This is a genomic window from Kribbella steppae (genome assembly GCF_004342025.1).
GTDB lineage: Bacteria > Actinomycetota > Actinomycetes > Propionibacteriales > Kribbellaceae > Kribbella > Kribbella steppae.
On sequence record NZ_SLWN01000005.1, the window covers coordinates 221,058 to 237,176 of the forward strand.

17 protein-coding genes are annotated in these 16,119 nt (G+C 68.8%); 7 read left to right on the top strand and 10 right to left on the bottom strand.

Going from position 1 to position 16,119, the window contains the following annotated elements; genetic code table 11:
• The first annotated feature begins 152 nt into the window (after window positions 1-152).
• Genes EV652_RS15860 through EV652_RS15885 form a run of 6 tightly spaced genes read left to right on the top strand, consistent with a single transcriptional unit; the run spans window position 153 to window position 6,387 of the window.
• On the top strand, window positions 153-1,184 hold the full coding sequence (locus EV652_RS15860) for a LacI family DNA-binding transcriptional regulator (protein ID WP_132209898.1): 1,032 nt from the start codon (window positions 153-155) through the stop codon (window positions 1,182-1,184).
• Window positions 1,184-2,779 (top strand): FAD-dependent oxidoreductase, encoded by a 1,596-nt coding sequence (locus EV652_RS15865; protein WP_132209899.1) that lies wholly within the window; start codon window positions 1,184-1,186, stop codon window positions 2,777-2,779. Before EV652_RS15860 ends, EV652_RS15865 begins: the two co-directional genes overlap by 1 nt.
• A gap of 24 nt (window positions 2,780-2,803) precedes the next feature.
• Window positions 2,804-4,048, top strand: a complete 1,245-nt coding sequence (locus EV652_RS15870; RefSeq protein WP_132209900.1) for an ABC transporter substrate-binding protein — start codon at window positions 2,804-2,806, stop codon at window positions 4,046-4,048.
• Window positions 4,045-4,983: a carbohydrate ABC transporter permease gene (locus tag EV652_RS15875; RefSeq protein ID WP_199238210.1), complete on the top strand. Its 939-nt coding sequence runs from the start codon at window positions 4,045-4,047 to the stop codon at window positions 4,981-4,983. The genes EV652_RS15870 and EV652_RS15875 overlap by 4 nt, the downstream gene beginning before the upstream one ends.
• The gene (locus tag EV652_RS15880; RefSeq protein ID WP_132209901.1) at window positions 4,973-5,803 is read left to right on the top strand and encodes a carbohydrate ABC transporter permease; all 831 of its coding nucleotides are present in this window, start codon (window positions 4,973-4,975) and stop codon (window positions 5,801-5,803) included. The genes EV652_RS15875 and EV652_RS15880 overlap by 11 nt, the downstream gene beginning before the upstream one ends.
• A gap of 59 nt (window positions 5,804-5,862) precedes the next feature.
• Window positions 5,863-6,387, top strand: coding sequence for a dihydrofolate reductase family protein (locus EV652_RS15885; RefSeq protein ID WP_132209902.1), 525 nt, complete (start codon window positions 5,863-5,865; stop codon window positions 6,385-6,387).
• 20 nt (window positions 6,388-6,407) lie between these two features.
• Here EV652_RS15885 and EV652_RS15890 read toward each other — a convergent pair whose 3' ends face one another.
• Complete coding sequence (locus EV652_RS15890; protein ID WP_158441169.1) at window positions 6,408-6,824, bottom strand: nuclear transport factor 2 family protein; 417 nt, start codon at window positions 6,822-6,824, stop codon at window positions 6,408-6,410.
• Between the two features lie 82 nt (window positions 6,825-6,906).
• Here EV652_RS15890 and EV652_RS15895 point away from each other — a divergent pair, with 82 nt between their 5' ends.
• A complete protein-coding gene (locus EV652_RS15895) occupies window positions 6,907-7,470 on the top strand; it encodes a TetR/AcrR family transcriptional regulator (RefSeq protein ID WP_132209904.1) in 564 nt (187 codons plus the stop codon).
• Between the two features lie 46 nt (window positions 7,471-7,516).
• Here the strand turns inward: EV652_RS15895 and EV652_RS15900 are convergent, their stop codons facing one another.
• From EV652_RS15900 to EV652_RS15940, 9 genes are all read right to left on the bottom strand, one after another.
• The gene (locus EV652_RS15900) at window positions 7,517-8,341 is read right to left on the bottom strand and encodes a hypothetical protein (RefSeq protein WP_132209905.1); all 825 of its coding nucleotides are present in this window, start codon (window positions 8,339-8,341) and stop codon (window positions 7,517-7,519) included.
• A complete protein-coding gene (locus EV652_RS15905; RefSeq protein WP_132209906.1) occupies window positions 8,338-8,523 on the bottom strand; it encodes a hypothetical protein in 186 nt (61 codons plus the stop codon). Before EV652_RS15905 ends, EV652_RS15900 begins: the two co-directional genes overlap by 4 nt.
• Window positions 8,524-8,611: 88 nt before the next feature.
• Window positions 8,612-9,592: a porphobilinogen synthase gene (hemB, locus tag EV652_RS15910; protein ID WP_132209907.1), complete on the bottom strand. Its 981-nt coding sequence runs from the start codon at window positions 9,590-9,592 to the stop codon at window positions 8,612-8,614.
• 4 nt (window positions 9,593-9,596) lie between these two features.
• Entirely contained in the window at window positions 9,597-11,333 is a 1,737-nt protein-coding gene (locus EV652_RS15915; RefSeq protein WP_242001798.1) for a bifunctional uroporphyrinogen-III C-methyltransferase/uroporphyrinogen-III synthase, read from the bottom strand.
• Window positions 11,330-12,211, bottom strand: coding sequence for a hydroxymethylbilane synthase (hemC, locus tag EV652_RS15920; protein ID WP_132209908.1), 882 nt, complete (start codon window positions 12,209-12,211; stop codon window positions 11,330-11,332). Before hemC ends, EV652_RS15915 begins: the two co-directional genes overlap by 4 nt.
• Window positions 12,208-13,524, bottom strand: coding sequence for a glutamyl-tRNA reductase (locus EV652_RS15925; protein ID WP_132209909.1), 1,317 nt, complete (start codon window positions 13,522-13,524; stop codon window positions 12,208-12,210). Before EV652_RS15925 ends, hemC begins: the two co-directional genes overlap by 4 nt.
• Window positions 13,521-14,276 (bottom strand): redox-sensing transcriptional repressor Rex, encoded by a 756-nt coding sequence (locus tag EV652_RS15930; RefSeq protein WP_132209910.1) that lies wholly within the window; start codon window positions 14,274-14,276, stop codon window positions 13,521-13,523. Before EV652_RS15930 ends, EV652_RS15925 begins: the two co-directional genes overlap by 4 nt.
• A gap of 115 nt (window positions 14,277-14,391) precedes the next feature.
• Window positions 14,392-14,628, bottom strand: coding sequence for a glutaredoxin family protein (locus EV652_RS15935; protein ID WP_132209911.1), 237 nt, complete (start codon window positions 14,626-14,628; stop codon window positions 14,392-14,394).
• Entirely contained in the window at window positions 14,625-16,064 is a 1,440-nt protein-coding gene (locus EV652_RS15940) for a class I adenylate-forming enzyme family protein (RefSeq protein WP_132209912.1), read from the bottom strand. The genes EV652_RS15935 and EV652_RS15940 overlap by 4 nt, the downstream gene beginning before the upstream one ends.
• Between the last annotated feature and the right edge of the window lie 55 nt (window positions 16,065-16,119).

Below are 16,119 nucleotides of genomic sequence, written 5' to 3' on the forward strand. Positions count from 1 at the left end.
GCTGGTGCGGTGAATGTTGTCCACGCAGCTCTGCGCCCGTCAAGAACTTGTCGCTGCTAATCCGCATTACCACTGACTATGACCTCTTGACGACTCTCGACGGACTGTTCTACGGTTCCCGGCAATGCGTATTACTGCGAAGGATTGAGCCGATGCCGGACAAGGCCACCACCCGACTCACCCAGCGCGATATCGCCCGGCTGGCGAAGGTGAGCCAGACGACCGTGTCGCTGGTGCTGAACAACCGGAGCGACGCGACCGCGCGGATCCCGGCCGAGACGCGGGACCGGGTGCTGAAGGTGATCCGGGAGACCGGGTACCAGGCCGATCCGCTGGCCCGGCGGATGCTGAAGCAGCGCAACCAGATCCTCGGTGTGTTCACCTACGAGTCGGTGTTCCCGAGTTCGAGCGGCGACTTCTACCACCCGTTCCTGGCCGGGATCGAGGACTGCGCCGAGCGGCTCGGCTGGGACCTGCTGCTGTTCACCAGCGCGCCGGTGGCGTCGGGCCGGCGGCAGATCTTCCACGAGAACAACCGGCTCCGGATCGCCGACGGCTGCCTGCTCCTGGGTCGCCGGATCCCGGCCGACGAGCTTGCCCGGCTGATCGCGGAGGGGTACCCGTTCGTCTCGGTCGGCCGCCGCGACGACGCCGGCGGTCCGGTCCCGTACGTCGGCGCCGACTACGCCGCGGCGACGTCGACGACGATCGAGAAGGCTCTTGCCCTCGGCCACCGTCGGATCGCGTTCGTCGGCCCGGGCGCGGGCGCGGAGTCGTCCGCCGATCGCCTGCGCGGCTTCCGTCGTACGGCGGGCAACCGGGCACCGCATCTGCCGACCGCCGACCGGGCGCCGGCCGAGGTGCTCGACGCCCTGCTGGACGGGCGGATCACAGCCGCGTTCGTCGAGGAGCGGGCCGACGCGGTCGCGCTGGCCGAAGCGGCGGCCGAGCGGGGTATCGACATCCCGGCCGACCTGTCTGTGATCGCCCTCGGTGACGCGACCCGGCCGGCCGCGACCGGCATCGACTTCAGCGGCTTCCACGTCCCGCGCCAGGAGATGGGCCGCCAGGCCACCGAGCTACTCGAGGCCGTACTGAGCGGCCGCGCCGCGGCAGGCACGCAACGGCTGCTGCCGTGCGAGCTGGCCGAAGGCACCACATTGATCGCACCGAAAGGCTTGTAATGCAGACAGATGTACTCGTAGTCGGCGGCGGGCTCGGCGGCATCGCCGCGGCTCTGTCAGCCCTGCGCGCCGGTCGTTCGGTCATCCTGACCGAGGAGTTCGACTGGCTCGGCGGGCAGCTGACGAGCCAGGCCGTTCCACCGGATGAGCACAGCTGGGTCGAGCAGTTCGGCATCACTGCGTCGTACCGCGCACTCCGTGAGGGGATCCGCGATTACTACCGCCGCTACTACCCGTTGACCTCGGCGTCGCGGGCGGCGGTGCAGCTCAATCCGGGTGCCGGATACGTGTCCAAGCTCTGTCACGAGCCGCGGGTCGCGCTGGCAGTGCTGGAGGGCATGCTCGCGCCGTACCGGGCCAACCGGCGGCTGCAGGTTCTCCAGCCCTTCCGGCCCGTTGCCGCCGAGACCGATGGCGATCGGGTCAGCGCGGTGACGGTGCAGCACCGCGACACGGACGAGCAGTTGACGATCACAGCGCCGTACATCCTCGATGCGACCGAGACCGGCGAGCTGCTGCCGCTGACCGGCACGGAGTACGTGACCGGCTTCGAGGCGCAGAGTGCGACGGGTGAGCCGAGCGCGCCGGCCGAGACGCAGCCGCTCAACATGCAGGCGGTGTCGTACTGCTTCGCGATCGATCACGTCGACGGCGATCACGTCGGGGACAAACCGGCCAACTACGCGTTCTGGCGGAACTACCAGCCCTCGTTCTGGGGTGACCGGCTGCTGTCCTGGACGGCGCCGAATCCGCGCACGCTGGCCGCCTCGGAGCGGACCTTCACGCCGAACCCGGACGACGACCCGCTCGCGGTCGTCGCGGATCAGCGCCGGACCGGTGGCGACACGAACCTGTGGACCTTCCGCCGGATCGCAGCTCGCCGGCACTTCGAGCCGGGTGCGTATGACAGCGACATCTGCCTGGTGAACTGGCCGATGATCGACTACTTCGAGGGCCCGGTCATCGACGTACCGGACGCGGCCAAGCACTTGACCGCGGCGAAGGAACTGTCCCAGGCCGTCTTCTACTGGCTGCAGACCGAGGCGCCGCGTCCCGACGGCGGCGCGGGCTTCCCAGGGTTGCGGCTGCGCGGTGATCTGCTCGGTTCGACGGACGGCCTGGCGCAGGCGCCGTACATCCGGGAGTCCCGCCGGATCGAGGCGGAGTACACGATCGTCGAGCAGGACCTGTCGGTCGCCGTCCGCGGCGATCGGGGCGCGGTCGAGTACGACGACAGCGTCGGCATCGGGATGTACCGCATCGACCTGCACCCGTCGACCGGCGGGGACAACTACATCGACGTGGCCAGCAGCCCGTTCCGGATCCCGCTCGGGGCACTGATCCCGCGCCGGGTGGAGAACCTGCTGCCGGCGAACAAGAACCTCGGCACCACCCACATCACCAACGGCTGCTACCGCCTGCACCCGGTCGAATGGAACATCGGCGAGGCCGCCGGGGCACTCGCGGCCTTCTGCCTGGACCGTGGTGTCAGCCCGCGCGCGGTCCGCAACACCCCGGCCCTGCTCGGCGACTTCCAGTCCCAGCTGGTTGCCCAGGGCATCGAGCTCGGCTGGCCGGCCATCGAAGGCTACTGAGTACCGGCTACTGATGGAGGACTGATGAAGCTACGTGTGCTGACCGCGGCTGTCACAACCGCGGCCCTGTTGACCGCCTGTGGGGGCGGCTCCTCGGACTCCGGGTCCAAAGGGCCGGTTGATCTGCGGATGACGATCTGGAGTGCGAACGCCAAGCATCTGGCCCTGTTCGACCAGATCGCCGCCGACTACAAGAAGGACCATCCAGAGGTCGGCAGGATCACCTTCGAGGCGATCCCGTTCGAGAACTACACCACCACGCTCACCACCCAGATCGGCGGCGGCAACGTGCCGGACCTGGCCTGGATCTTCGAGAGCACCGCCCCCGACTTCGTCACCTCCGGCGCACTCGAGCCGATCGAGAAGGACGCCGACCTGCTGCCGAGTACGACGGCCAACTGGGAGAAGGACGGCAAGCTGTACGCGTACCCGTTCTCCACCTCGCCGCTGGGTGTCTTCGTCAACACCGACCTGGTGACGGCGGCCGGACGACCGACACCGGCCCATCAGATCGCGGCCGGGACCTGGACCTGGGAGGAGGCTGCGAAGACCGCGGCCGCCGTCCAGGCGAAGGGCAAGGGCGGCCTGGTGGTCGGCGACTTCGACTTCAAGGGCTGGGACACGCTGAACGCGATCTGGGCCGGCTGGGGTGCGCGGCCATGGAGCGAGGACGGCAAGAGCTGCCAGTTCGACCAGCCGGCGATGGTGGAGGCGATGACTTTCATCCATCAGCTCGTCTTCACCACCAAGGGCATGCCCGGTCCCGGCGTGACGAAGGACTTCTACGCCGGTGACTCGGCGATGGTCCTGACCCAGATCAGCCGGGCGGCGCTGCTGGAGAAGGCCAAGTTCAAGTGGGACCTCGTTCCGTTGCCGACCGGTCCGGACGGTGAGTACTCGGTCGTCGGACAGGCCGGGATCGGTGTCCTGAAGCGCGGTAAGAACGCCGACGCGGCCAAGCAGTTCCTCACCTACTTCAGCAACGCGGAGAACTCGGCCAAGCTCGCGCAGTTCTTCCCGCCGCCGCGCAAGTCGCAGCTCACCACCGAGACCCTGGCCAAGGCGAACCCGCTGCTGAAGCCCGCCCAACTGGACAGCGTCGTGGTCAAGGGCATCGAACGCGGCACGATCAAACCCAGCCACACCGGGTACGCCGAACTGCAGCAGACCGTCCGGGCCGCGCTCGACCCGCTGTGGAAGCCGGGCGCGGACGTCAAGGCCGTGCTGTCGGACGTGTGCGCGAAGGTCAACCCGCTGCTGGCGAAATGACGCTGCTCTTGGAGAAGCGGGCCTCGTCGCTGGCGCCCGCGGACAGACCGCCGTACTGGACGATGCGGCGCCGCGACGAGCTGGCGGGGTGGCTGATGGTCGCCCCGCAGCTCGCCGGGATCGTTGCCTTCGTCATCGTTCCGCTCGGGCTGGTGGTCTGGTACAGCCTGCACGAGTGGAACGTGCTGGCCGGGACGTTCGACTTCGTCGGCGGCAGCAACTACCAGGCGCTGACCGACGATCCCCGGCTCGGGCCGGCGCTGCGGGCGACCGCGGTGTTCTCCGCCGGCCTGGTGGTGCTGAACCTGAGTCTCGCGCTGTTCCTCGCCGTACTGCTGAACCAGAAGCTGCGCGGCACGGTGGTCTTCCGGACGCTGTTCTTCTCGCCGGTCGTGGTGACGCTGGTCGCGTGGACGATCGTGTGGGGGTTCCTGCTGCAGGACAACGGCGGTGTGAACGGGTTCCTCGACCTGTTCGGGATCGACGGGCCGAACTGGCTGCGGTCGGGCGGTACGGCGATGGCGTCGGTGATCGTGGTCCAGTTGTTCAAGAACGTCGGGCTGAACATGGTGCTGTTCCTGGCCGCGTTGCAGGGGGTTCCGGCTGAGCTCTACGAAGCCGCCCGGATCGACGGCGCGTCCGCATGGGCGCGGTTCCGGCGGGTGACGGTGCCGTTGATCAGTCCGACCATCCTGCTGACGATGATCCTGACGATCGTCGGCTCGCTGCAGGTGTTCGCGCAGATCGCCGTACTGACCCAGGGCGGTCCGGGGACCTCGACCACGGTGCTCGTCTACTACCTGTACCAGCAGGCGTTCCAGTTCCATCACTTCGGGTACGGCGCGACGCTCTCGCTGCTGCTGTTCGGGATTGTGCTGGTGCTCACCGTGGTGCAGTGGCGGATGCGGAGGCGGTGGGTGTTCCATGAGTCATAGAGTCAAGGTGCTCGTGTACGGCGTACTGCTGGTGTGCTGTGTGCCGTTCGTGTTCCCGATCTGGTGGATGGCGACGACCTCGCTGAAGCCGGTGACCGAGATCTTCGCGTTCCCGCCGTCGTTGCTGCCGGGGTCGCCGACGCTGGACGCGTACCGGCAGGTGTTCGAGCTACAGCCGTTCGGGCGGCAGTACGTGAACAGTCTCTACATCGCCGTCCTGGTAACGATCCTGACGCTGGCGGTGTCCGCGCTGGCCGGGTACGCGTTCGCGCGGATCCGGTTCCGGGGTGCGGGCGTGGTCTTCGTGATCGTGCTGACCGGGCTGCTGGTGCCGAACGAGGTGACGATCATCCCGCTGTACCGGATGTTCGACGCGCTCGGCCTGGTGGACACCCACTGGCCGCTCATCCTGGTCCCGGCGCTCGGTGCGCCGAGCGTGCTGGCGACGTTCATCATGCGGCAGTTCTTCATCACCTTGCCCGGCGAACTGGAAGAGGCCGGCCGGGTGGACGGTCTCGGCCGGTTCGGCCTGTTCTGGCGGGTCGCCCTCCCCCTGGCCCGGCCGGCGATCGGTGCCGTGTCGATCTTCACCTTCCTGCACAGCTGGAATCTCTACCTGGAGCCGATCGTCTTCCTGTCCAGCAAGGAGAAGTTCACCATCCCGCAGGCGCTGACGCAGTACGTCGACGCCTATGGAGGGCCGATGTGGAACACCCAACTGGCGGCGGCAACGCTGTCCGCACTACCGGTCCTGATCATCTTCGTGCTGGCCCAACGCCAGTTCGTCGAAGGCCTCGCCCAAACCGGTCTGAAGGGATAAGACTCGCTTGCGGCCGCCTCCTGCCTAGACCTGTTTCGGCCGCGTGGAAAAATGGTCAGGTGAGTTTCCATGCAGCTGCCTTCATCGCCACCAGTCTCGACGGCTACATCGCCCGACCGGACGGTTCCATCGACTGGCTCACCTCACGCGGTGAGCGGGCCGGTAACACCGGGTACGACGAGTTCATGACGTCGGTCGACACCGTCGTGATGGGGCGCAACACCTTCGAGAAGGTGCTCAGCTTCGACTTCTGGCCGTACGACGGCAAGCAGGTCGAGGTACTCAGTACGACGCTCGCCCCGGACGCCGACGAGCGCATCATTGTCCACCGCACCCTCGAAGGCCTGATCGAGACCCTCAACGACCGCGGTGCCAAACGCATCTACACCGACGGCGGCCGGGTCATCCAGACCTTCCTCCGAGCCGGCCTCCTGAACGAACTGACCATCACCACCGCCCCGGTCCTCCTCGGCGCCGGCATCCCGCTGTTCGGCGACCTGGACCAGGACATCTCCCTGACCCACAACGCCACCCGAACCCTCAAAGCCGGCTTCACCCAATCCGACTACACCATCCACCGCTAAACGTCCCCGGAGGACCGGCCTCACTCCGGGAGTGGGAGTCCGCCGGGGACCTTGGTGTAGCCGAGTTGCTCGATGACGCGTCCGTTGCTCACGCGGGTGACGTTCACGCCGAGCACTGATTCTGCGTCCGCAGGTCCGAAGCGGTAGCGCCACCGGACCGTTGCCCAGTCGCCGGCGGAGAAGACGTGTTCGACCTCGAAGGTACTGGCCTCGTCGGTCATCAGCTCCGCCCAGAAGTCCACGCACGCCTTCTTTCCGACATACGCGGTGCCGTCCGGTGCTGGTTGCGCAGACACCATCAGGCAGTCGTCGTGGACCAGTGCGGCCATCGCCTCGGTGTCGCGGCGCCGGAAAGCGTCGTTGAACAGGCGGATGGTTTCGGCGGTCTCAGTGCTCTCGGCGGTGTCACTGGTCGACGGAGTGTCTGGTGCAGTCATGGCGAGCATCCTCCAGAAGTAGACTGATCGGTCTATCCGGTAGCATATAGACCGATCGATCTACTGGCAAGGAGTGCCGAGCATGAATGGGAAGGCCGAGACCGTGGGGCCTCGGGAGCGACTGCTCCTCGCTGCCGAGAATCTCCTCTACTCACGTGGCGGCTCGGTCGGCGTGAGCGCCCTGCTGGAGGAGGCGAACGTCGCCCGTCGGTCGCTCTACGAGCACTTCGGCGGCAAGGACGGCCTGGTGGCCGCTGTGCTACGTCGTACCGCCGATGAGGACCTGGCGTGGTACGAGAGCGCTCTGGGCGACGCCGATTCGCCCCGAGACCGGCTCCTGGCGCTGTTCGACCGGCTGGACGAGCTTGTCTCGGACGCGGGCTTCCGCGGCTGCCGCTACCTTGCGATCGACCTTGCCTTCGCGGATCAGAACCATCCGGCGCATGCGGAGACGGACGCGTACCGGCAGCGGATCCGCGCCCTACTGGTCCGGGAGCTCGAGGCCCTCGGTCACGCCCGCCCCGAGCACGCCGCCGAGCAACTGCACCTGCTGATCGAAGGAACACTGGTCATGGGCACCACCCAAAACCACCAGCACCCCGCCCGTGCCGCAAGAGCCCTCGCCACAACCGTCCTGGACAGCTGAACGATCTCAGCGACGCTCGAGCGGTGAATCTCATGACCGAGTACGGCTAGAGGTTGAGGCCTTTGCTCAGGTCCCGCCCGTCGGACCACGCCCGCCGGGGATCCTCAGCCGAGGCGGCCGGGCTGGTTTGCTCGGAGGGCTTCGTCGGGTTCATGCCGGCCCGCAGCACGTCGGCCAGCTCGGAGCTGTCACGCGAGATGTTCGACGCCTCCGACCACGTGGCTTCGAAGTCATCGCGCAGGGTCCGGATACCACCGCGTGCCCCATCGACCGCCTGGGTCGCGTCGGAGCCGGCCTCCTGGATCACGGCCGCGGTCCGGGACTGGTCGTGGACGGTACCGGGCACGTTCAGCAACGGCTCGAGGTTCTCTCGCGCGGCCCTCAGCCGCCAGTTGGTCCGCTCCGCGCCGGCCATCGCGCCGTGCACCGCCCGATCGAAGGCCGCCAGCCGGTACCGAAGCTGGTCATTCGCCTCAGAACGCTGACCCGGCAACTCGTCCAGCTCGTTCAGAAAGTCGCGCCCGGCCGCGACGGCCCGCGCACTCTGCTCGAGCCTGTCCCGCACCTCGTCGATGCCACCTTGCGCCTTCCGCAGGTCTTCCTGGACGTCATTCGCGGCGTAGCGCGCGGTCCTCAGCGGGAACTCGGCCTCTTCCCCGGTCTCGGCGTACCGGACCCGGTTGGCCTGATCGGACAGCACGCCGACGCCGTGCTCCGCGTCGCGCAGCCGCCGGTCGACGATGTCGGTCACGTCGGCGGCCTCACCCAGCGTCGTCCGGGCCGCGTTCAACGCGTTGGCCGTCATCTCCGCCAACGCCGCCGCTCGCTCGGCCGCCTGCGCGGGTGTCATCCCATTCGCCGGCGTACTCACTGACCGTCCTCGCCGGCGGGCCGCTGCCCGGCGACAAGAGCATCATCAGCGGCCAGCGCCTCCCTCAGGGTCGCCCCTACCGCCCGGATCTCATTCCGAGCTGCCCGCAGATCCGCATCCGGCGCCTGCTCATCCGGCACCTCGGACACCTCCGGCACCCCGTCCCCTGGCACCTCCGGCACGGCAAACACTCCCTCTCACCATCGACAACAGCCCCGAGCGTAACCCCACCCAGGCCCACCACCGGCCCGTTATCCACAGGCGCGTGGGCTACTTGAGGAGGTGGACTGCTTCGGAGGCCCAGTAGGTGAGGATGGTGTCGGCGCCGGCTCGGCGGATCGACGTGAGGGTTTCGAGGATGGCGCGGTCGCGATTGATCCAGCCGTTGGCCGCGGCGGCCTCGACCATCGCGTACTCGCCGGAGATGTTGTACGCGGCAACGGGGACGTTCACGTGGTCGCGGACCTGGCGGATGATGTCGAGGTAGGCCAGGGCCGGCTTCACCATCACGATGTCGGCGCCTTCGGCCACGTCCAGATCGACCTCGCGGATCGCCTCGCGAGCGTTCGCGCCATCCTGCTGGTAGGTCTTGCGGTCACCCTGGAGGGAGGAGCCGACAGCTTCACGGAACGGGCCGAAGAACGCCGATGCGTACTTGACGGCGTACGCCAGGATCACCGTGTCCAGGTGCCCAGCCGCGTCGAGCGCCGTACGGACCGCACTCACCTGACCATCCATCATCCCGGACGGGCCGACGATGTGCGCCCCGGCCTCTGCCTGGGCGACGCCCATTTCGGCGTAGATCTTGAGGGTCGCGTCGTTGTCGACGCGACCGTCGGCATCCAGTACGCCGCAGTGCCCGTGTGAGGTGAACTCGTCCAGGCACAGGTCCGACATCACCAGCAGCGCGTCGCCGGCCTCGTGCACCGCGTCCCGGATCGCGACGTTCAGGATGCCCTCGGGATCCAGCGCGCCGGACCCGACCTCGTCCTTCGATTCAGGTACGCCGAACAGCATCACGCCGCCGAGGCCCAGCTGAGCCGCCTCCACGACGGCCTTCCGCGCGGTGTCGCGGGTGTGCTGGTACACACCCGGCATCGACTTGATCGCGATCGGCTCGCGGGCGCCTTCCCGGATGAACATCGGCAGGATCAGCTGCCGCGGCTCCAGCGTGGTCTCCGCGACCAGCCTGCGCACCGCCGCCGACGACCGAAGCCGCCGCGGCCTGACCTCCGGGAATCCACCAGACAAGGGACTAGCTCTTCCTGCGTGAGCCCGAGCGGCGCTCGGACGGGCGGGTGACCGGTTCACCGGCTTCGATCATGGTGTCACGCCGGTCGGCGCCGAATCGAGCGAGTGCGTCGGCCAGCTCCTCCGCGGACGGCGAGTCGGCCATCGCGTCGACCCGCAGCCCGTGCTCCTCGGCCGTCTTCAGCGTCGCCGGGCCGATCACCGCGATCACCGTCGACGCGTGCGGCTTGCCGGCGATACCGACCAGGTTGCGCACCGTCGAGGACGAGGTGAACACGACCGCGTCGAACTTGCCGGACTTGATCGCCTCGCGGGTCGGCGCGGGCGGCGGGGCGGCCCGCACGGTCCGGTACGCCGTCACGTCGTCGACCTCCCAGCCGAGATCGGTCAGCCCGGCGACCAGCGTCTCGGTGGCGATGTCGGCCCGCGGCAGGAACACCCGGTTGATCGGGTCGAGCACCTCGTCGAACGGCGGCCAGTCCTCGACCAGCCCGGCGGCGGACTGCTCACCGGACGGGACCAGGTCCGGACGGATGCCCCAGGCACCGATCGCCTCGGAGGTCTTGTCGCCGACCGCGGCGATCTTCAGCCCGGAGAACGCCCGCGCGTCCAGCCCGTACTCGTCGAACTTCTCCCGGACCGCCTTGACCGCGTTGACCGAGGTGAACGCGACCCACTCGTACCGGCCCTCGACCAGGCCGCGGATCGCCTTGTCCATCTGCTGCGGGTTGCGCGGCGGCTCGACCGAGATCGTCGGCACCTCTTCCGGCATCGCGCCGTACCGCCGCAGCCGGTCCATCAGCGGGCCGGCCTGGTCCTTGGTCCGCGGGACCAGGATCCGCCAGCCGAACAGCGGCTTGGTCTCGAACCAGGACAGCGCCTCGCGCTGCTCGACCACCGCGCCGACCACGATGACGGCCTCGCCGGTCATCTTGGCGGCGCGCAGGTCCGCGACGATCGTCTCGAGCGTGCCGACCGCGCTGATCTGCGAGGTCGTCGTACCGCCGACCGTGGCGGCCACCGGGGTGGTCGCGTCGAAGCCGGCCTCGATCAGCGCGGCAACGGTCTCCTTCAGGACGTCGGTCGCGTTGAGCAGCACCAACGTCTGCTTCGGGTGCAGCCGGGTCAGGTCCAGCTTCGCCTCGGCCAGGTCGAGGACGGTGACCTCGCGGTCGCCCTTCATCGTCAGCGGGATCCCCGCGTACGTCGGGACGGCGCTGACCTCGCTGACACCGGGGATGACGTTGAAGGAGATCCCCGCCTTGCGGCACGCGGCCGCCTCCTCGGCACCGCTGGAGAAGGTGAACGGGTCACCGGTCAGCAGGCGTACGACGTTCGCCGCGGACTTGGCCGTCTTCACCACGAGCCGCGCCCGGGCAGCGACCTTCAGCGCCCGGCTGCCCTCGGCGCCGGACCCGTCGATCACCTCGACCCCGGGCCGGCAGTACGCCAGGAAGGCGTCGTGCTCGGGTCCCTCGACCACCACGGCGTCGGCGTTGGCCAGCACGTCGCGCCCGGCCAGCGTCAGCAGGGAAGGGTCACCCGGCCCGACACCGACGAATGTGACGTGGCCGAGTGGTCTGGTCTGCTTGACCGTACTGGTGGCGGCAGCCTTCGCCGGCACTTTCTGAGGTGTCGTCGATGCCGCGGTGGCCGCTGTCTTCGCGCTGCTCACGTCTGCCTTCGCCCTCGTCCTCGTCCTGCTCGTCTTCTTGGCCGTCGTGCTCTGTGCCGGTGTCATATTCGCTCCAGCAACTCGTTCGCCAGCGCTTTGCCCAGTGCCACCGGGTCGTCCACCGGCCCGTTCGCCGACAGCCGCCGTACACCGTCCTCTTGGCCGAGCGCTCCCCGGAGCCACAGCTCCGGGCCGTCCTCACCTTCGACCACCTCGGCGAGGGCACCGACCGGAGCCGTGCACCCTGCCTCGAGAGTGGCAAGCATCTGCCGCTCGGCCGTCACCGCTGCCCGCGTGGCCGGGTCCTCCAGCGGCGCCAAGGCAGCCAACACTCCGGCGTCGTCCGCCCGGCACTCGATGCCCAGGGCACCTTGTCCCGGCGCGGGCAGGACCTGGATCGGATCCAGCGTCTCGGTCACCTCGGCGAGCCGTCCCAGCCGGGACAACCCTGCCCTTGCGAGCACCACCGCGTCCAATTTGCCTTCGGCCACCAAGCCGATCCTGGTGTCCACGTTGCCGCGGATCCCGGTGCATTCGAGCCCGAGCCCGAGCGCGTCCAGCTGCGCGACCCGACGGGGCGAACCGGTACCGACGAGGGCACCCTGCTGCAGCTCCCCGAGGGTCAGCCCGTCGCGGGCGACCAGCACATCGCGCGGGTCCTCCCGCACCGGAACGGCGCCGATGGCCAGGCCGTCGATCGGTGCGGTCGGCAGGTCCTTGAGCGAGTGCACGGCGATGTCGATCTCGCCTGCCAGCAAGGCGTCCCGCAGCGCGCTGACGAAGACGCCGGTGCCGCCGATCTGCTCCAGCGGCGCCTTGTTGACGTCGCCGGTGGTGACGATCTGGACGAGCTCCACCTCGTGCCCGAGGGCGCGTAGCTGGTCGGCCACCCAGGTCGCCTGCGCGGTCGCCAGGGCGGACCGCCGCGTACCAAGCCTGATCATGCGCGGTCACCTCCGGTCGCGTCGGCGCGGGTATGACTGGTCTCTTCCGGCGTCTTCGCGGCAGTGACCGCGTCGACGGTGGCCGGGTCGAGGGCGAACAGTTCGCGGAGTGCGTCGGCGTACGTCGGCCCGCCCGGATCGGCGGCCAACTCCTTCACGCGCACCGTCGGCGTGTGCAGCACCTTGTCGACCACCCGGCGGATGGTTCGCGCGACCTCGTGCCGCTGGTTGTCGTCCAGTCCGGGCAGCTTCCGGTCCAGCCGGGCCAGCTCGGACTCGACCAGCTCGGACGCCATTGCCCGCAGCGCGACCACGGTCGGCGCGACCGACGCGGCCCGCCGGGTCGCCTCGAACGAACCCGTCTCCTCCGAGACGATCCGCCGTACCTCTTCGATGTCATCCTCGCTGCCACCCGCCGTACCGGCGAGATCGGCCAGGGTGACCAGCGTGACGCCGGGGATCCGGGCGGCCTCGGGCGCGACGTCCCGCGGCAGGGCGACGTCCAGGACGCCCAACGGCCGCCCGTCGGTCGCGTTCCGGATCATCTCTTCGGTCAGTACGACGCCGCGCGCACCGGTGCAGGACACGACCAGATCCGCTTCGGCCAGCGCGTCCGGCACGGCCGCGAGCTGGATCGCCGTACCGCCGACCCGGTCGGTCAGCGCGACCGCACGGTCGTAGTTGCGGTTGGCAATGGTCACGCTCGCGGCGCCACCGTTGAGCAAGGTCTGCGCGGCCAGCGAGGCCATCGAACCGGCGCCGACGATCAGTGCGCGCCGGCCTTCGAAGCCGCCGACCGAGTCCAGTCCGGCCGAGACGACAGAGCGTCCGGCCGCGTCGATCCCGGTCTCTGCGCGGGCTCGCTTCCCGACCCGCAACGCGTGCTGGTAAAGGGCGTTCAGGCCGGTGCCGATGGTCTCCAGGTCCTGGCCGGCGCGCAGCGATTCCTTCACCTGGCCGAGGATCTGGCTCTCGCCGACGATCATCGAGTCCAGCCCGACCGCGACCTGGAACAGGTGCGCGACCGCACCTTCCTCGAAGTGCACGTAGAGGTGCTCGGCCAGATCCAGCAGCGGTACGCCGGTGATCTCGGACAGGATCGCGGTGACCTCGTCCATGCCGGCGTGGAACCGGTCGACGGTCGCGTAGACCTCGGTGCGGTTGCAGGTGGCAAGGACCGCGGACTCCGCGACGGCCGGGGTGTGCTTGACCGCCAGGGCCAGCTTGGTCGCCGCGTCCGCGTCGAGCGCCACTCGCTCGAGGACGTTGATGTCAGCTGAGCGGTGACTGATCCCGACGACCAAGTAGCTCATGCGCCAACACCTCCGCCCACGCTCGGCAGATCGGTGAGACCGTTCATCGCTGGTAGCTCGGGCACCTCGGGGAGCGCCGCCTCTCCGGACTTTCGTTGTTCGTGGTACGCCAGGATCTGCAACTCGATCGAGAGGTCCACCTTGCGGATGTCGACGCCGTTGGGCACGGACAGCACCACCGGCGCGAAGTTCAGGATGCTGGTCACCCCGGCGGCGACCAGCCGGTCGCACACCTCCTGGGCCGGACCGGCGGGGGTGGTGATGACACCGATCGAGACCCGGTCGGCCTTGACGATGTCCTCCAGCTCGGCGAAGTCGCGGACCTCCATGTCGCCGATCCGTTCACCGACCAGCTTCGGGTCCGCATCCAGCAGGGCCACGATCCGGAAGCCGCGGGTGCCGAAGCCGGAGTAGTTCGCCAGCGCGTGCCCCAGGTTTCCGATCCCGACGATGACGACGGCCCAGTCCTGGGTGACGCCGATCTCGCGGGCGATCTGGTAGCGCAGGTACTCGACGTCGTACCCGACGCCGCGGGTGCCGTAGGAGCCCAGGTAGGACAGGTCCTTGCGGAGCTTGGCCGAGTTCACGCCGGCCGCGGTCGCCAGGTCCTCGCTCGACGCGGTGGCGATCCCGCTGTCCGACAGCGCGGTCAGGGCCCGCAGGTACACCGGCAAGCGCGCGACAGTCGCCTCGGGAATGCCGCGTTCGGTTCTCGTCGGCGGGCCGGGGCGACGGCTGCTGGCACGCGTCACAATTCTCCTGGGGAACGTTCGTTCTAGCCGCGGTCTGACGGCCGACGGCGCTTCTTACTCTAGGAGCTTGTGAACGTGAGAACAAAATCGGCGGCTGCCGAGGTGACCGACAGCACTAAGCGGTCAATGCCTTTCGGAGCCTGGCCGGGTCGACCCGCCAGAAGTCGTGCTGCTTGCCGTCCACGAAGGTGACCGGGATCTGCTCGCCGTACTCGGTGAACAACTGGTCATCCTGCGTGATGTCGACCTCGGTCCAGTCGACGCTCAGCTCGGCACAGACCTGCTGGATGATCGCCCGGGCGTCGTCGCAGAGGTGGCAGCCGGGTTTGCCGTAGAGCGTGACGCGCGTCATTTCCGCAGCTGTCCCTTGGCGACCTTGCCGGTGACCGAGTGCGGCAGGTGGTCGACCACCTCGATCTCGACCGGGCATTTGAACCGGGCCAACCGCGTCCCGGCGTACTCCTGGAGCTCGGCTGTGTCCACGCTCGCCCCGGTCTCCGGTACGACGAACGCCTTCACCGCTTCCCCGGTCTCCTCGGACGGTACGCCGATGACCGCGGCCTCGCGGACGCCGGGAGCCCGGACCAGGACCTCTTCGACCTCGCTCGGGAAGACGTTGAAACCGGACACGATGATCAGCTCGCGCAACCGGTCGACCAGGAACAGGTCGCCGTCGGCGTCCAGGTATCCGACGTCACCGGTGCGGTACCAGCCGTCCTCGTCCGGGCCGTCGACACTGTCCGGCCAGTAGCCGGAGAACAGGTTGCCGCCGCGGATCACGATCTCGCCGGGGTCGTCGCCGTCGACGTCCTCGCCCTGCTCGTCGGCGATCCGCAGTTCGACGTTCGGCAGCGGGCGGCCGACCGAGCCCGGCTTCGGGTCGTGCTCGCCGAGAGTCGTGGTGACCCCAGGGGACGCCTCGGTCAGGCCGTAGCCCTGGTGGACGAACTTCCCGGTCGCCTGCTCGAACCGGTCGGCCATGGCGCGATCGAGCGTCGACGCGCCGGTGAGGACGACCTTGACCGTCCGCATCGCGTCGCGCAGGTCGGACCGGGCCAGCAGTGCGTTCAGCGCCGGCGGTGCGAGTGGCAGCCGCGTCACGCCGTGCTTGCTGATCAGATCGAGCGTGTGGCTGGAGTCGAAGCGCTGATCGATGACGAGCGCGGCGCCGGTCGCGACGGCCCAGCCGAGGACGGCGTTCAGGCCGAACGCGTGGAACATCGGCAACACGCCGAGGACGATGTCCTCGGGGCCCATCCGGTCCTCGCCGAGCTCGGAAAGATTCTTCACGTTCGCGGCCAGCGCGCGATGGGACAGCATCGCGGCGCGCGGATCCCCACTCGTCCCGGAGGTGTAGAGCAGGACCGCGAGGGTCTCCGGGTCGAGCTGCGGAAGTAACGGAGCGTCACCGACGAGCTCGCCGGCCCGGACCGTCCGGAGGCCCTGGATCTTGCTCGCGAGATCGCCGTCGGCGACCGCCAGGCGGGCGCCGGAATGGGCCACGACGGTGCTGATCTCGCTCGCCGTCAGGCCCGTGTTCAGCGGTACGGCGACCAGGCCGGCGCGAAGAATCCCCAGGTAGGACGTGACGAAGTCGATGCTGTTGGCAAGCAACAGGATGACCCGGTAGCCCGGCACCAGACCGGCCGCGGAGAACCCCTGGGCAGCCCGGTCCACGGCGGCGTCGAGCTCGCTCCAGGTCAGCCGCCGGTCCCCGTCGACCAGCGCGAGACGTTCACCGTGACGTTGCGCTGTGTCACGAAGAATGTCCGCGAAATTGAAGTTCACCAGGCGAGTCTGCCATGAGCCGCTAAGGTGCTCTCCCGTGGTCGGGGGATCTGCA

Bases quoted from the DNA above. Each gene is read 5' to 3' on its own strand.
- EV652_RS15935 (WP_132209911.1), bottom strand. From the start codon at position 14,628: ATGACGCGCGTCACGCTCTACGGCAAACCCGGCTGCCACCTCTGCGAC.
- EV652_RS15880 (WP_132209901.1), top strand. From the start codon at position 4,973: ATGAGTCATAGAGTCAAGGTGCTCGTGTACGGCGTACTGCTGGTGTGC.
- EV652_RS15860 (WP_132209898.1), top strand. From the start codon at position 153: ATGCCGGACAAGGCCACCACCCGACTCACCCAGCGCGATATCGCCCGG.
- hemC (WP_132209908.1), bottom strand. From the start codon at position 12,211: ATGATCAGGCTTGGTACGCGGCGGTCCGCCCTGGCGACCGCGCAGGCG.
- EV652_RS15925 (WP_132209909.1), bottom strand. From the start codon at position 13,524: ATGAGCTACTTGGTCGTCGGGATCAGTCACCGCTCAGCTGACATCAAC.
- EV652_RS15870 (WP_132209900.1), top strand. From the start codon at position 2,804: ATGAAGCTACGTGTGCTGACCGCGGCTGTCACAACCGCGGCCCTGTTG.
- EV652_RS15865 (WP_132209899.1), top strand. From the start codon at position 1,184: ATGCAGACAGATGTACTCGTAGTCGGCGGCGGGCTCGGCGGCATCGCC.
- EV652_RS15915 (WP_242001798.1), bottom strand. From the start codon at position 11,333: ATGACACCGGCACAGAGCACGACGGCCAAGAAGACGAGCAGGACGAGG.
- EV652_RS15895 (WP_132209904.1), top strand. From the start codon at position 6,907: ATGAATGGGAAGGCCGAGACCGTGGGGCCTCGGGAGCGACTGCTCCTC.
- EV652_RS15890 (WP_158441169.1), bottom strand. From the start codon at position 6,824: ATGACTGCACCAGACACTCCGTCGACCAGTGACACCGCCGAGAGCACT.
- EV652_RS15875 (WP_199238210.1), top strand. From the start codon at position 4,045: ATGACGCTGCTCTTGGAGAAGCGGGCCTCGTCGCTGGCGCCCGCGGAC.